We start from the raw sequence: 13,980 nt of genomic DNA, 5'->3' as shown, positions 1-13,980 counted from the left end.
CCTTCCTGATGCGTTCCCCCCCCACTACTCGGGGCGCGGGTCCCAGCGGAAGCTGCGGACGGCGATCAGGGCACCGATGACACCCCAGGCGGCGAGGACGGCGAGGTCACGCCACTGGAAGCCGGCGTCCTGCGTGAAGAGCGCCAGCATGGCGTCGTTGAACGGCTTCACGGGGAGCAGGCCCGCGATGGTGTTGAGCAGCTCGGCGTGGATCGGGAAGTAGCTGCCCGAGATGAAGACCAGCGGGAACTGGATGAACTGCACGACGGCCGGGGCCGCCTCCGAGTTCTTGATCAGCGAGGCCACGCCGACGCCGAGCGCGCAGAAGCTGGCCGCGCCGAGCACCAGGGTGAGGAGGACCGCGCCCCAGTGGGTGGGCAGGTCGACGCCGTAGAGGGCGCCGATGCCGAAGACGAGGGCGACGTCCACGATGCTGACGACGACGCAGTGCACGAGCAGGCCCGCGAAGTACACCCAGGCGGGCAGCGGGGTGGCGTGCAGCCGCTTGAGGACGCCGGTCTGCCGGCGCATCGCGAGCACGATCGCCAGCTGGCCGTAGCAGGCGCCGAGCACGGAGACGGCGGCGATCACCGGCGTGTAGTACTGCATGCCGGTGAGGCCGAAGAAGAAGTCCTGGCCCTCGCTGCCGCTGAAGACGGCGCCGAAGATGCCGATGATGACGATCGGCAGCACGAAGGTGAAGACCATCGACTGCGGGTTGCGCCAGAACGACAGCTGTTCGTAGCGGATCTGATGGCCGAGCAGGGCGAGCGGGTTCCGCTCGCGGGGCGCGTCCGCGCGCGCGGACGGGGCCGCCGCCGCGGTCTCGGCGGTCGGGGGGATCAGGGTGGTCATGAGCGGCTCCGTCCGGGTCGGCGCCCTCGTCCCGCGGGCGTCTTGCGCCCCCGCGCGGACGACGGCGAGGAGGCTTCCTGCTGTACGTACTCGCTGGTCAGGCTCAGGTAGACGTCCTCGAGGGTGGGCTGCTCGACGGTGAGCCGGTCGAGCGGCGTGCCCCGGTCGAGGGCCCAGCCGGTCAGCCGGTGCAGCGCGGCCGTCGGCTCCGTCGTCTCGGCCGTCACGAGGCCGTCCTCGACGTCGTTCACCGGAAGGGGCACGTCGGCGAGCGAGGCGCCGGCCGGCAGCGCGAAGCGGATCCGGGTCTGGGCGCTGTCGCGTCCGCCGAGCGTGTCCGGCGTGCCGGAGGCGACGATCCGGCCCTCGGCGATGACGACGACCGAGTCGGCGAGGGCCTGTGCCTCGTCCATGTAGTGGGTGGTGAGGACGACGGTGGTGCCGTCGTCGCGCAGGTTGCGCACGACGTCCCAGGCGCCGCGGCGCGCGTTCGGGTCGAAGCCGGTGGTCGGCTCGTCCAGGAAGAGCAGCTTCGGCCGGCCGACGACGCCGAGGGCCAGGTCGAGCCGGCGCTTCTGGCCGCCGGACAGGTCCTTGACCTTGGCGCCCTTCTTCTCGTTCAGGCCGACGAGGTCGAGGAGTTCGTCGACGTTCCGCGGGTCCGGGTAGTACCCGGCGTTCCGGGCGACGGTCTCCCGCACCGACAGATAGGGCTCGACGGCGATGTCCTGGAGGACGAGGCCGACCTGGCCGCGCAGCCAGTGGCCGTCGGCCTTGACGCCGGGGTCGCGGCCGAGGACCTCGACGCGGCCGCCGTCGCGTTCGCGGAAGCCCTCCAGGATCTCCAGGGTGGTGGTCTTGCCCGCGCCGTTCGGCCCGAGCAGGGCGAAGATCTCGCCCTCGGCGACGGTGAAGTCGACTCCGCGTACGGCCTCGTGGTCGCCGTACCGCTTCTGCAGGCCTTCGACGGCCACCGCGGCGGTCACCGCGGTCCCTCCGCTCGTGTCACTGTGTGCCTCCCGGTCTCGTGGGGCGTCGTGGGGTCGTCGCCCGCAGACGGACTCCGGGGCGCGGCCTCGACGTTAGGCGCGCGGCAGGGGCCCCGAGCGGGCGCGCGGGGGCGCCGGTGACGGACGTCATGGAAGCCGCGACAGTTGTCAGCGCGGGCCGTGACCCGCGTTGCCGGGGGCGGGCGGCCCGCCCATGCTCGGGATGCGGCGGACGGCCGGACCGGGGGAGACCGCGGCCGGCGACGCCGACGGTGCCGACACAGCAGCGACGCGGAAGGCGGTCTCAAAGGTGCGGTTCGGGGATCTGGACGAGTGGGGAGCGGAGGAGCGGCCGCACGTCTCGGTGGTCGGCGCCGGCATCGGCGGCCTGGCCCTGGCCGGTGCGCTCTCCTCCATGGGCATTCCGTACACGGTGTACGAACAGGCGCGGCGGCTCGCGGAGGTGGGGGCGGGGGTCCAGCTCTCGCCGAACGCGGTCCGGCCGCTGCTGCGGCTCGGCCTCGGCCCGGCCCTGCGCGAGCGGGCGGTGGCGATCGAGGCCATGGAGGTACGGGGGTGGAGCGGGCGGCCGATCGCGCGGACGCCGCTGGGCGCGGAGTGCGAGCGGATGTTCGGGGCCCCGTACTACGCGGTGCACCGCGCGCACCTCCACGACGCGCTGCTCTCGCTGGTCGACCCCGACGCCCTCAGGCTCGGCGAGCGGCTGAGCGAGGCCCGGGAGACCGGGCCCGAGGGCGTGCGGCTGAGCTTCGAGGACGGGACGGTCCGCGGGGCGGAGCTGGTGGTCGGGGCCGACGGCATCCACTCCACGGTCCGCGAGGCGTTCCGGCGTGACGAGCCGGAGTTCGCCGGGCTCGGCATCTACCGGGGCCTGGTGCCGGTGGACGCCCTCCCGGACACGGCCCGCGAGCCCCTGGTACGCCTCTGGCTCGGCCCGGGCGGGCACTTCGTGTGCTACCCGGTCGCGGCGGGGGAGTACCTGAGCTTCGCGGCGACCGTGCCGATGGCCGCGTCGCCCGGCGAGTCCTGGTCGGCCCCGGGCGACCCGGAGGCGCTGCGCGGGGTCTTCGGCGGCTGGACGGGCCTGGTCGCGGACGTCGTGGCGGCCGTCGAGTCGACGCACCAGTGGGCGCTGCACGACCGTCCCCCGCTGGACGTGTGGTCCTCGCGCCGGCTCACGCTGCTCGGCGACGCGGCCCACCCGATGCTGCCGTTCATGGCGCAGGGCGCCAACCAGGCGGTCGAGGACGCGATGGACCTGGCGGCGTGCCTGGCGGACCCGGCGGCGGCGACGACCGCGGCCCGGCTGGACCGCTACCAGGGGCTGCGGATCCCCCGCACGGCCGAGATCCAGCGCGGTTCGCGGGGCAACGCCGGCATCCTGCACCTGCCGGACGGTCCGGCGCAGCGCCGCCGGGACGCCCGCATGGCGGTCCACGCCGCGCTGCGGGACCGGGCGATGCTGTACGCCCACGAGACGGGCCGGAGCGTGGTGCCGAGCCCGGCGTGAAGGGCGGCGTGACGGGAACGGGAACGGCCGGCCCCGGGAGTCCCGGGGCCGGCCGGCCGTGTGCGTGAACGGTTCAGCACTCGATGATGTTCACCGCGAGACCGCCGCGCGCGGTCTCCTTGTACTTGACGCTCATGTCGGCACCCGTCTCCTTCATGGTCTTGATGACCTTGTCGAGGGAGACCAGGTGGCTGCCGTCGCCGCGCATCGACATCTTCGCCGCCGTGACGGCCTTGACCGCCGCCATGCCGTTCCGCTCGATGCACGGGATCTGGACCAGTCCGCCGACCGGGTCGCAGGTCAGGCCCAGGTTGTGCTCCATGCCGATCTCGGCCGCGTTCTCCACCTGCTCCGGCGAGCCGCCGAGGACCTCGGCGAGCGCGCCCGCCGCCATCGAGCAGGCCGAGCCGACCTCGCCCTGGCAGCCGACCTCGGCGCCGGAGATCGAGGCGTTCTCCTTGAAGAGCATGCCGACCGCGCCGGCCGCCAGCATGAAGCGGACGATGCCGTCGTCGTCGGCGCCGGGCACGAAGTTCGTGTAGTAGTGCAGGACGGCGGGGATGATGCCCGCGGCGCCGTTCGTCGGAGCCGTGACCACCCGGCCGCCCGCCGCGTTCTCCTCGTTCACGGCCATCGCGTAGAGGGTGATCCACTCCATGGCGTGCATCTTCGGGTCGCCCTCGGAGCGCAGCTTGCGGGCCAGGTTCGCGGCGCGGCGGCGGACCTTCAGGCCGCCGGGCAGGATGCCCTCGCGGGACATGCCGCGCGACACGCAGGACTGCATGACCCGCCAGATCTCCAGCAGGCCCTCGCGGATCTCGTCCTCGGTGCGCCAGGCCTTCTCGTTCTCCAGCATCAGCGCGGAGATCGACAGGCCGGTCTCCTTCGCGAGGCGGAGCAGCTCGTCGCCGGTGCGGAAGGGGTACTTCAGGACGGTGTCGTCGGGGACGATCGGGTTCTCGCCGGCGACCGCGTCCTCGTCGACGACGAAGCCGCCGCCGACCGAGTAGTACGTCTTCTCCAGGACCAGGCCGCCCTCCGCGTCGTACGCGAAGATCGTCATCCCGTTGGCGTGGTACGGCAGCGCCTTGCGCCGGTGCAGGATCAGGTCGGCGTCGAAGTCGAAGGGGATCTCGTGCGCGCCGAGCAGGTTGATCCGGCCGCTCGACTTGATCCGCTCGACCTCGTCGTCCGCGGTCTCGACGTTCACCGTGCGCGGCGAGCTGCCCTCCAGGCCCAGCAGGACCGCCTTCGGGGTGCCGTGGCCGTGGCCGGTCGCGCCGAGGGAGCCGTACAGCTCCGCCCGTATCTTCGCCGTGTGGGCGAGCAGGCCCTCGTTCTTCAGCCGGCGGGCGAACATCCGGGCAGCCCTCATGGGGCCCACCGTGTGGGAGCTCGACGGGCCGATGCCGATCGAGAACAGGTCGAAGACCGAGATGGCCACGGGAGGACTCCTTGTGGGGGCTAGACGCCGTTGTCTGCCGGGGTGGAGCAGAAAGGGCTGAGCAAGGGGCGGGGCACCGCGCCCACTGTCCAGTGTGCGCGGTGCCCCGGAGATTCCGTACGAACAAAAGGGTACGAAATTACTTCAGGCCGGGGTACAGCGGGTGCTTGTCCGCGAGCGCGGTCACCCGGGCCTTGAGGGCCGCGGCCTTGTCGGCGTCGAAGCCCGGCTTCAGGGTCTCGGCGATGACGTCGGCGACCTCGGCGAAGTCCTCGGCCTGGAAGCCGCGGGTCGCGAGCGCCGGCGTGCCGATGCGCAGACCCGAGGTGACCATCGGCGGGCGCGGGTCGTTCGGAACGGCGTTCCGGTTGACCGTGATGCCGACCTCGTGGAGACGGTCCTCGGCCTGCTGGCCGTCGAGCTCGGAGTCGCGCAGGTCCACCAGGACCAGGTGCACGTCCGTGCCGCCGGACAGGACGGAGACACCGTGGGCGGTGACGTCGTCCTGGACCAGGCGCTCGGCGAGCGCGCGGGCGCCGTCGAGGGTGCGCTGCTGGCGCTCCTTGAACTCCTCCGAGGCCGCGATCTTGAAGGAGACGGCCTTGGCCGCGATCACGTGCTCCAGCGGGCCGCCCTGGAAGCCGGGGAAGACCGAGGAGTTCAGCTTCTTCGCGAACTCCTTCTTCGCGAGGATGATGCCGCCGCGCGGGCCGCCGAGCGTCTTGTGCGTGGTGGAGGTCACCACGTCCGCGTACTCGACCGGGTTCGGGTGCAGACCGGCGGCGACCAGGCCCGCGAAGTGGGCCATGTCGACCCACAGGTAGGCCTCGACCTCGTCGGCGATCCGGCGGAACTCCGCGAAGTCCAGCTGGCGCGGGTAGGCGGACCAGCCCGCGATGATCACCTTCGGGCGGTGCTCCTTGGCGAGGCGCTCGACCTCGGCCATGTCGACCAGGCCGGCCTCGTCCACGTGGTACGCGACCACGTTGAACTGCTTGCCGGAGAAGTTCAGGCGCATGCCGTGGGTGAGGTGGCCGCCGTGCGCCAGGTCCAGGCCCAGGATCGTGTCGCCGGGCTGGGCGATCGCGAAGAGGGCGGCCTGGTTCGCGGAGGCGCCGGAGTGCGGCTGGACGTTGGCGTACTCGGCGCCGAACAGGTCCTTGATCCGGTCGATGGCGATCTGCTCGGCCACGTCGACGTGCTCGCAGCCGCCGTAGTAGCGGCGGCCCGGGTAGCCCTCGGCGTACTTGTTGGTGAGGACGGAGCCCTGGGCCTCCATGACCGCGACCGGAGCGAAGTTCTCCGAGGCGATCATCTCGAGGGTGGACTGCTGACGGCGGAGCTCGGCGTCGACGGCGGCGGCGACGTCGGGGTCCAGCTCGTGGAGGGGAGTGTTCAGAAGCGACATGAATCGATCCCTAGGGGTCTCGGGCCCGGTCTCAGCCGGCGGAGAACGCGGTGTACTCGTCGGCGGTGAGCAGCTCCTCCGGCTCACCGGTGACGCGCACCTTGAACAGCCAGCCACCCTCGAACGGAGCCGTGTTCACCAGCGACGGGTCGTTCACCACGTCCTCGTTGGCGGCGACGACCTCGCCCGTGACGGGGGAGTAGAGGTCGCTCACGGACTTCGTCGACTCCAGCTCGCCGCAGGTCTCGCCCGCGGTGACGGTGTCGCCGACGGCGGGGAGCTGGGCGTAGACGACGTCACCGAGGGCGTTCGCCGCGAACTCCGTGATGCCGACGGTCGAGACGCCGTCCACGGCGTCCGACAGCCACTCGTGCTCCTTGGTGTAGCGCAGCTGCTGGGGGTTGCTCATGACCTGATTCTCCTGGATCGGGGGAGTACTGATGAACGTCGGTCTCGCGGGATGAGACCGGGGATGAGACGACTGCGTCACTTCTGGCGCTTGTAGAACGGCAGCGCGACGACCTCGTACGGCTCGTGGGTGCCGCGGATGTCCACACCTACACCCTCGGTGCCGGGCGCGGCGTGCGCCGCGTCCACGTACGCCATGGCGATCGGCTTTCCGAGGGTCGGGGACGGGGCGCCGGAGGTGACCTCGCCGATGACCTCGCCGTCCTTGACGACCTGGAAGCCGGCGCGCGGGACCCGGCGGCCCTCGGCGACCAGACCGACGAGCTTGCGCGGCGGGGCGGTCTCGGCGCGCTCGGCGGCCTTCTCCAGCGCCTCGCGGCCGACGAAGCGGCCCTCGTTGGTCGTCTTCTCGAACTTCACGACCCGGCCCAGGCCCGCGTCGAAGGGCGTGAGCGCGGTGGTCAGCTCGTGGCCGTACAGCGGCATGCCCGCCTCCAGGCGGAGCGTGTCGCGGCAGGACAGGCCGCAGGGGATCAGGCCGACGCCCTCGCCCGCCTCGGTCAGCGCCTTCCAGACGCCCTCGGCGTGCTCGGGCTTCAGGAACAGCTCGAAGCCGTCCTCGCCGGTGTAGCCGGTGCGGGCGATCAGCGCCGGCACGCCCGCGACCGTGCCGGGCAGGCCGGCGTAGTACTTCAGGCCGTCCAGGTCGGCGTCGGTGATCGACTTCAGGATGCCGGGGGACTCCGGGCCCTGGACCGCGAGCAGGGCGTACGCGTCGCGGTCGTCGCGGACCTCGGCGTCGAAGCCCTCGGCGCGGGCGACGAGGGCGTCCAGGACGATCTGGGCGTTGGAGGCGTTGGCGACGACCATGTACTCCGTCTCGCCGAGGCGGTAGACGATCAGGTCGTCGAGGATGCCGCCGTCCTCCTGGCAGATCATCGTGTAGCGGGCGCGGCCGTTGCCCACGGTGGAGATGTTGCCGACGAGGGCGTGGTCGAGGAGCTCCACGGCCTGCGGGCCGGTGACGGTGATCTCGCCCATGTGGGAGAGGTCGAAGAGGCCGGCCCGCGTACGGACGGCGTTGTGCTCGTCGCGCTCGCTGCCGTACCGGAGCGGCATGTCCCAGCCGGCGAAGTCGGTCATGGTCGCGCCCAGCGAACGATGCAGGGCATCGAGGGCGGTCAGACGGGGGGCAGTGCTCATGGGTGGCTCCCGGGTCCCAAGGGCGTGATCGGTGACGAAAACACATGACGGGCGAGGACGTCCTCCCCATCTGTCATGGAACCTGAGAGGTTCACCGAGAGCATCTCGTCACCGAGAGGTCGGCTTGCACCTTGGGTGGGGACACGGCAGGGTGTCCCGCTTTTCAGATCTGCCTCATCCACGCGGTACGGGGCCTGAGAGATTCAAGGGAGGGTCTTGCTCCTTCGGCGCCCGGACGCGCTCGGCGGTCCGGAACTCTCCCGCGCGGATTCGAGCGGCCGGTATGCGATTGTGCGGCGACTGTGCGCGCCTGGCGCGCACATCATTGCACGCGGTGTCGGCGGGGCAAATCGCTTGTGCCGCATTACCGTTTCTTTACACTTCGTGGGCAAGGGTCTCCTCAGGTCTCCTGAGACCCGACAGGGGGAGAGCGATGAGGATCCAGCACACCGGCGCATACGCGGCGAGTACCGGCATACCGTCCCAGCGGGCCCGCGCCCGGAGCCGCCGCGGCCGCATCCTGCGCGACCTGCGCGAGCGCGGCGGCCGCGGGCCCCGTGCGCTCACCTTCGCCGCCGGCGACCTGGTCGTCGTCTCCGGGCTGCCCGGCAGCGGCAAGTCCACCCTGATGAAGCGCGCCGCCGGGGACAGCGGCATCGACTCGCAGGACACCCGTGAGCGCTGGGAGGCCCGCATGCCCCGCCTCCTCCCGTACGCCGTCTACCGCCCCCTGGTCCGGATCGCGCACTACGCCGGACTCCGCCGCGTCCTGCGCTCCGGCGCGAGCGTGATCGTCCACGACTGCGGCACCCAGTCCTGGGTGCGGGCCTGGCTCGCCCGCGAGGCGAGACGGCGCGGCCGCGCCCTGCACCTGCTCCTCCTCGACGTCACCCCCGACACCGCGCGGGAGGGGCAGCACGCCCGGGGCCGCGGCGTCTCCGCGTACGCCTTCGCCCGGCACCGGAGGGCCGTCGGCCGGCTCCTGCGGGCCGCCGAGTCCGGCAGCCTGCCGCACGGCTGCGCCTCGGTGACCCTCCTCGACCGGGACGCCGCCGACTCCCTCCGCAGGATCGGCTTCCGGGAGGCCGCCTGACCGTCCGCTCCCCACGCCGCGTCCCGGGCCGTCCCGGGACGCCCGTACCCTTCCCTTTTGGCCACGGCGGCGCCGGGGCGGCGTTAGGGTGCTGCCGGGCGGCCGGTGCGGCAGGCCGTGCGAGAAGGGGAAACGCGACCGTGGACGTGACGTGGCCGGGCAATGAGCTCGAAGAGGTCCTTGCCGCCTCACTCGGCAACCCCGAGGCGGGCGGACGCCTGGTCGAGGTGCTGGGCCGCAGTCCGGTCTGGGTGCCCCTGCCCAACGGCGGCGGCCCCGACAGCCCCGGCCTCGACCTCGCCACCATGGAGATCGACGGCGCGGCCTACGTCCCCGTCTTCAGCTCCGAACAGCAGTTCCTCGCCTGCGTCGGCGACCACATGTCCTTCACCGTCGCCCCCGCCCGCGACTTCGCCCGCGGCCTGCCCCCGCAGCTCGGCATCGCCGTGAACCCCGGCGGCACCGTCGGCGTCCCGCTGCCCCCGCCCGCCGTCGCCGAGCTCTGCCGCGCCGGCCGCACCCCGCTCGACGGCCCCGCCAGCGGCGGCCGCGTCCGGCTCTTCGAGCCCGACTGGCAGGACGACCCCGTCGACTTCCTCGCCGCCGCCTCCGCCGAGTTCGAGGCCACCGGAGTCGTCACCACCGCCCGCCGTGCCCTCGCCAGCGTCGAGGGCACCGAACCGGCCCTCTTCGTCGGCGTCCAGCTCGCCGGCTGGGACGGCGTCGACCGGAACGCCCCCCTGGACGCCCTCGGCCGCGCCCTCGGCCGCGTCGAGGTCGCCTGGCCGGTCAACCTCATCCTGCTCGACATGGCGCAGGACCCGGTCGGCGACTGGATGCTGGAGCGGGTGCGCCCCTTCTACCAGCGCGCCGCCGTGTGAGCGGCACCCTGTTTAAGCTGAACTGACTGGATCGCTGGACAGACGTACGTGGTGGACGGAAGAGGGGCGGGACCCAGGGTGAGCGCGTCAGGCACCGCTGCGGCCGGAACGGTCGAGCACATGCTGCGCCAGGTGGCACCCGGACGCTACGACGCGTACGAGCAGTTGCTGCACGCCCTCGCCGACGGCGAGCTCTGGATGCTGCTCTGGCAGGGCGCCCCCGGCTCGCCCGACGCCCAGTACGGGAACATGGAGGTCGACGGCTTCGGCTACGCGCCCTGCGTCACCTCCGCCCAGGAGCTCGCCGCCTCCGGCTGGAACCGCGCCCACGAGCTCGTCACCGGCCGCGAGATCGCCCGCGCCCTCTACCCCGACCGCTGGGGCGTCTGGCTCAATCCGCACGCCCCCGGCGGCGGCGTCGGCATCCCCTGGGCCGACCTGCGCCGGATCGCGACCGGCCTCGACCGGATGCCCGCCGGACCGCTGCGCGTCACCGAGCCCGCCCTGGAGATCCCGCAGTTCTACGCCCTGCTCACGCAGAACGCGCACCGCACCCCGGCCGTCCGGGCGCTGCGCCGCGGCTGGGTGCAGCCGGCCCTCGGCTCCCCGTACCTCGTCATCGGCCTCGACCTGTACGACACGTCCGCGGCGGCCGTCGACACGGTCCGCTCGATGATGCGCCAGTCGATCGGCGCCGTCCCCGACGAGCTGCCCGTCTCGACGGTCGCCCTCTCCGACGCGTACGACCCGGTGGCCCTGTGGCTGCGGGCGAACGCGCGCCCGTTCTACGACCGGGAGGCGCACGCCGGACGCGGCTCCGCCGCCGTACCGGGGTACGGGTACCCGCCACCGGCTCCGTCCGGATACTGAGACGTCCCTCCTGTCCCACTTGTCGGCAAAGGCCTCCGGAGTCCACTCCGGAGGCCTTCGTTCACCCCAATTCGACAGCTCGCGACACCTGTTGAGCGACATGTCCGATTGCGGGCGAGAGGGCCCCGGTTGGTCCGCTCAGGTGATCACGACGTCCGGATAACGGAAGTCGCAGCACCGCATCACGTTTGAGCAAACATTCCCCGTCAGGGCTGGCGGGTGATCACAAACGCATTGAAGACTCCCCGGAACACCGGGCGTTCCGCTCCTTTCGAGCAGGTGCCCAGCATGTTGTTCCACCGAGCCGCTACCCGCGGCGGGCAAGGGCCGGCTACCGGCGGCCGAGAGGGGTCCTCACCACGATGACGGCACCACTGCACGAGACGAGTGCGGGCGAGGCGACCGCCACCGTCGACGGCGCGCCCGACGCTCCTGGCACTCCGGACAACTCCGGCGCCTCCAAGGCGATCGAGGGGCGCTCGCCCTGGAAGATCGCCTGGACCCGCCTCAAGCGCGACAAGCTGGCCCTCGCGGGCGCCTTCGTCGTCGTCTTCCTCATCCTCGTCGCGATCTTCGCGCCGGTCATCGTCGGCCTCCTGGGCCACCCGCCGGACGAGTTCCACGAGGACCAGATCGACCCGCTGTTCGGCACCCCGATCGGCTCCTGGGGCGGGGTCAGCTCCGACTTCCTCTTCGGCGTCGAGCCCGTCAACGGCCGCGACGTCTTCAGCCGGATCGTGTACGGCGCCCGGATCTCCCTGCTCGTCGCCTTCCTCGCGGCGGTCTTCGCGGTCTTCCTCGGCACCGTCCTCGGCGTCATCGCCGGCTACTTCGGCGGCTGGGTCGACGCGGCCCTCAGCCGGGTCATGGACGTCATGCTCGCCTTCCCGCAGCTGCTCTTCACGATCGCCCTGGTCTCGGTGCTGCCCAACGAGTTCCTCGGACTGGACGGATCGGGCGTGCGCATCGCCGCGCTCGTCCTGGTGATCGGCTTCTTCGGCTGGCCGTACGTCGGCCGTATCGTCCGAGGCCAGACCCTCTCGCTGCGCAACCGCGAGTACGTCGAGGCCGCCCAGAGCCTGGGCGCCGGCCGCTTCTACATCCTCCGCCGCGAGCTGCTGCCGAACCTGCTCGCCCCGATCATGGTCTACGCGACCCTCATGATCCCCACCAACATCCTCACCGAAGCGGCGCTCAGCTTCCTCGGCGCGGGTGTGAAGCCTCCCACCGCTTCCTGGGGCCAGATGCTGTCGACGGCCATCACCACCTACGAGTCGGACCCGCTGTTCATGGTGATCCCCGGCCTCGCGATCTTCATCACCGTTCTGGCGTTCAACCTCTTCGGCGACGGCGTGCGTGACGCGCTCGACCCGAAGGGCTCCCGCTGACCGTTCGCCGACGACACGCAAGACCCGCCCCTGCCGCTGGCGACAGGAGGCCCATCCCCAATCGGCGGACCGCCGTAACGGCCGCCACTATCCCGGAGGTTGCTGGACCCATGCTGAAGAGCTCTCAGCGCAGAATCGCCGCGGGCGCGCTGCTTGCCGCGGCCACGATGGTCGTCACCACCGCCTGTGGCGGCGGCAGCGGCGACAACGGTGGCGGCAAGGGCAAGGCGGGCGCGGCCGGCTTCAACGCCGCCGTGAACAAGGTCGCCAACGCCTCCGACAAGAAGGGCGGCGAGCTGAAGTTCATCGGCTCGCAGGAGGCCGACAACTGGGACCCGCAGCGCGGCTACTACGGCTTCGTGTGGGACTTCGCCCGCTACTACACCCGCCAGCTCGTCACCTTCAAGGCCGAGCCGGGCGCCGCCTCCACCGAGCTGGTCCCGGACCTCGCCACCGACGCCGGCAAGGTCTCGGACGACGGCCTCACCTACACCTTCACGCTGAAGGACGGGATCACCTGGGAGGACGGCAAGCCGATCACCTCCAAGGACATCAAGTACGGCATCGAGCGCATCTGGGCGCAGGACGTCATCTCCGGCGGCCCGATCTACCTGCAGCAGGTCCTCGACCCCAAGGGCGAGTACAAGGGTCCGTACAAGGACACCGCCGCGGACAAGCTCGGCCTGAAGGCGATCGAGACCCCGGACGACAAGACCATCATCTTCAAGCTGCCGGTCGCCAACGGTGACTTCCTGCAGATGCTGGCCATGCCCGCCGCCTCCCCGGTCCGCCAGGACAAGGACACCAAGGCCAAGTACGGCCTGAAGCCCTTCTCCTCCGGCCCGTACAAGTGGGAGTCGTACACCCCCAACAAGTCCATCAAGCTCGTCCGCAACGACAAGTGGGACGCCAAGACGGACACCGTCCGCAAGGCCCTGCCGGACAGGATCAGCGTCACGTTCACCACGAACGCCGACGACATGGACAACCGCCTGGTCGAGGGCGAGTACGACCTCGACATCAACGCGACGGGTGTCGGCGCCGCCGCGCGCCAGAAGGTGCTCCAGCAGCACAAGGACAACGTCGACAACCCGCAGACGGGCTTCATCCGCTACGCGGTCTTCCCGCAGACGGTGATCCCCAACATCGAGTGCCGCAAGGCGATCATCTACGCCGCCGACTCGAAGTCCCTGCAGACCGCCCGTGGTGGCCCGCAGGCCGGTGGCGACATCGCCTCCAACATGCTGCCGCCGGCGCTCAAGGGTGCCGACGCCAAGTACGACCCGTACGGCAAGCTCGCCGGCGCCCCGGACCTGGCCAAGGCCAAGGAGGCGCTGAAGAAGTGCGGTAAGCCGGACGGCTTCAAGACCACGATCGCGGTCCGCAACAACAAGAAGATCGAGATCGCGACCGCCGAGTCCCTCCAGCAGTCGCTGAAGGCCGTCGGCATCGACGCCCAGATCGACCAGTTCGACGGCGCCCAGACCTCCGGCATCATCGGTTCGCCGAAGGTGGTCAAGGAGAAGGGCTACGGCATCATCATCATGGGCTGGGGCGCCGACTTCCCGACCGGTCAGGGCTTCCTGCAGCCGCTGGTCGACGGCCGCTTCATCCTCCAGAGCGGTAACAACAACTTCTCGGAGCTGAACGACAAGGCCGTCAACGGTCTGTTCGACCAGGCGCTGAAGGAGACCGACCCGACCAAGGCCGGCGAGCTCTACAAGCAGATCAACACGAAGGTCTCGGAGGCCGCGGTCTACCTGCCCTTCACCCACGAGAAGAACATCATCTGGCGCAGCTCCCGGCTGACCAACGTCTACACGGCGGACGCCTACAACGGCCGCTACGACTACGCGTCGCTCGGCGTCGTCAAGTAATCCGACCCGCTTCACCGGCGCACCACCCGCCGC

General features: G+C 71.3%; 12 protein-coding genes and 2 riboswitches. Of the genes, 6 read left to right on the top strand and 6 right to left on the bottom strand.

Going from position 1 to position 13,980, the window contains the following annotated elements:
• Window positions 1-24: 24 nt before the first annotated feature.
• Both IE237_RS00375 and IE237_RS00370 read right to left on the bottom strand, forming a co-directional pair.
• Window positions 25-855: an ABC transporter permease gene (locus IE237_RS00375; protein ID WP_189799754.1), complete on the bottom strand. Its 831-nt coding sequence runs from the start codon at window positions 853-855 to the stop codon at window positions 25-27.
• Complete coding sequence (locus tag IE237_RS00370; RefSeq protein WP_189799753.1) at window positions 852-1,841, bottom strand: ABC transporter ATP-binding protein; 990 nt, start codon at window positions 1,839-1,841, stop codon at window positions 852-854. The genes IE237_RS00375 and IE237_RS00370 overlap by 4 nt, the downstream gene beginning before the upstream one ends.
• Window positions 1,842-2,058: 217 nt before the next feature.
• Between IE237_RS00370 and IE237_RS00365 the strand changes: the two genes are divergently transcribed.
• Window positions 2,059-3,375 carry an FAD-dependent monooxygenase gene (locus IE237_RS00365; RefSeq protein WP_189799752.1) on the top strand — a complete coding sequence of 439 codons (1,317 nt, stop codon included), beginning with the start codon at window positions 2,059-2,061 and terminating at the stop codon, window positions 3,373-3,375.
• Window positions 3,376-3,448: 73 nt separating this feature from the next.
• Here IE237_RS00365 and IE237_RS00360 read toward each other — a convergent pair whose 3' ends face one another.
• The 4 genes from IE237_RS00360 to gcvT all read right to left on the bottom strand — a co-directional run bounded on the left by IE237_RS00360 (window position 3,449) and on the right by gcvT (window position 7,838).
• Window positions 3,449-4,819 (bottom strand): L-serine ammonia-lyase, encoded by a 1,371-nt coding sequence (locus IE237_RS00360; protein WP_189799751.1) that lies wholly within the window; start codon window positions 4,817-4,819, stop codon window positions 3,449-3,451.
• A gap of 139 nt (window positions 4,820-4,958) precedes the next feature.
• Window positions 4,959-6,227: a serine hydroxymethyltransferase gene (glyA, locus tag IE237_RS00355; protein ID WP_229842157.1), complete on the bottom strand. Its 1,269-nt coding sequence runs from the start codon at window positions 6,225-6,227 to the stop codon at window positions 4,959-4,961.
• Window positions 6,228-6,258: 31 nt separating this feature from the next.
• Window positions 6,259-6,636 carry a glycine cleavage system protein GcvH gene (gene gcvH / locus IE237_RS00350; RefSeq protein ID WP_189799750.1) on the bottom strand — a complete coding sequence of 126 codons (378 nt, stop codon included), beginning with the start codon at window positions 6,634-6,636 and terminating at the stop codon, window positions 6,259-6,261.
• Between the two features lie 77 nt (window positions 6,637-6,713).
• Complete coding sequence (gene gcvT, locus IE237_RS00345) at window positions 6,714-7,838, bottom strand: glycine cleavage system aminomethyltransferase GcvT (RefSeq protein ID WP_189799749.1); 1,125 nt, start codon at window positions 7,836-7,838, stop codon at window positions 6,714-6,716.
• A gap of 60 nt (window positions 7,839-7,898) precedes the next feature.
• Window positions 7,899-8,010, bottom strand: a riboswitch (glycine riboswitch).
• A gap of 1 nt (window position 8,011) precedes the next feature.
• Window positions 8,012-8,111: riboswitch (glycine riboswitch) on the bottom strand.
• Window positions 8,112-8,271: 160 nt separating this feature from the next.
• On the opposite strand from gcvT, the gene IE237_RS00340 reads away from it, so the two are divergent.
• The 5 genes from IE237_RS00340 to IE237_RS00320 all read left to right on the top strand — a co-directional run bounded on the left by IE237_RS00340 (window position 8,272) and on the right by IE237_RS00320 (window position 13,947).
• A complete protein-coding gene (locus IE237_RS00340) occupies window positions 8,272-8,931 on the top strand; it encodes an AAA family ATPase (RefSeq protein ID WP_189799748.1) in 660 nt (219 codons plus the stop codon).
• Window positions 8,932-9,071: 140 nt separating this feature from the next.
• Window positions 9,072-9,812, top strand: a complete 741-nt coding sequence (locus IE237_RS00335) for an enhanced serine sensitivity protein SseB (protein ID WP_189799747.1) — start codon at window positions 9,072-9,074, stop codon at window positions 9,810-9,812.
• A gap of 78 nt (window positions 9,813-9,890) precedes the next feature.
• A complete protein-coding gene (locus IE237_RS00330; RefSeq protein ID WP_189799746.1) occupies window positions 9,891-10,682 on the top strand; it encodes an enhanced serine sensitivity protein SseB C-terminal domain-containing protein in 792 nt (263 codons plus the stop codon).
• A 362-nt stretch (window positions 10,683-11,044) separates the two neighbouring features.
• A complete protein-coding gene (locus IE237_RS00325; RefSeq protein ID WP_189799745.1) occupies window positions 11,045-12,070 on the top strand; it encodes an ABC transporter permease in 1,026 nt (341 codons plus the stop codon).
• A 110-nt stretch (window positions 12,071-12,180) separates the two neighbouring features.
• Window positions 12,181-13,947: an ABC transporter substrate-binding protein gene (locus IE237_RS00320; RefSeq protein WP_189799744.1), complete on the top strand. Its 1,767-nt coding sequence runs from the start codon at window positions 12,181-12,183 to the stop codon at window positions 13,945-13,947.
• Window positions 13,948-13,980 lie beyond the last annotated feature (33 nt).

Source organism: Streptomyces tanashiensis (assembly GCF_014648895.1).
In the GTDB taxonomy this organism is placed as follows: Bacteria; Actinomycetota; Actinomycetes; order Streptomycetales; family Streptomycetaceae; genus Streptomyces; species Streptomyces tanashiensis.
The sequence above is the reverse complement of the archived record's forward strand: the minus strand, read 5'-3'. Positions and strand labels throughout refer to the sequence as shown.

Coding starts and splice junctions, on each gene's coding strand:
- IE237_RS00340 (WP_189799748.1), top strand. CDS start 8,272: ATGAGGATCCAGCACACCGGCGCATACGCGGCGAGTACCGGCATACCG.
- gcvH (WP_189799750.1), bottom strand. CDS start 6,636: ATGAGCAACCCCCAGCAGCTGCGCTACACCAAGGAGCACGAGTGGCTG.
- IE237_RS00325 (WP_189799745.1), top strand. CDS start 11,045: ATGACGGCACCACTGCACGAGACGAGTGCGGGCGAGGCGACCGCCACC.
- glyA (WP_229842157.1), bottom strand. CDS start 6,227: ATGTCGCTTCTGAACACTCCCCTCCACGAGCTGGACCCCGACGTCGCC.
- IE237_RS00375 (WP_189799754.1), bottom strand. CDS start 855: ATGACCACCCTGATCCCCCCGACCGCCGAGACCGCGGCGGCGGCCCCG.
- gcvT (WP_189799749.1), bottom strand. CDS start 7,838: ATGAGCACTGCCCCCCGTCTGACCGCCCTCGATGCCCTGCATCGTTCG.
- IE237_RS00365 (WP_189799752.1), top strand. CDS start 2,059: ATGCTCGGGATGCGGCGGACGGCCGGACCGGGGGAGACCGCGGCCGGC.
- IE237_RS00320 (WP_189799744.1), top strand. CDS start 12,181: ATGCTGAAGAGCTCTCAGCGCAGAATCGCCGCGGGCGCGCTGCTTGCC.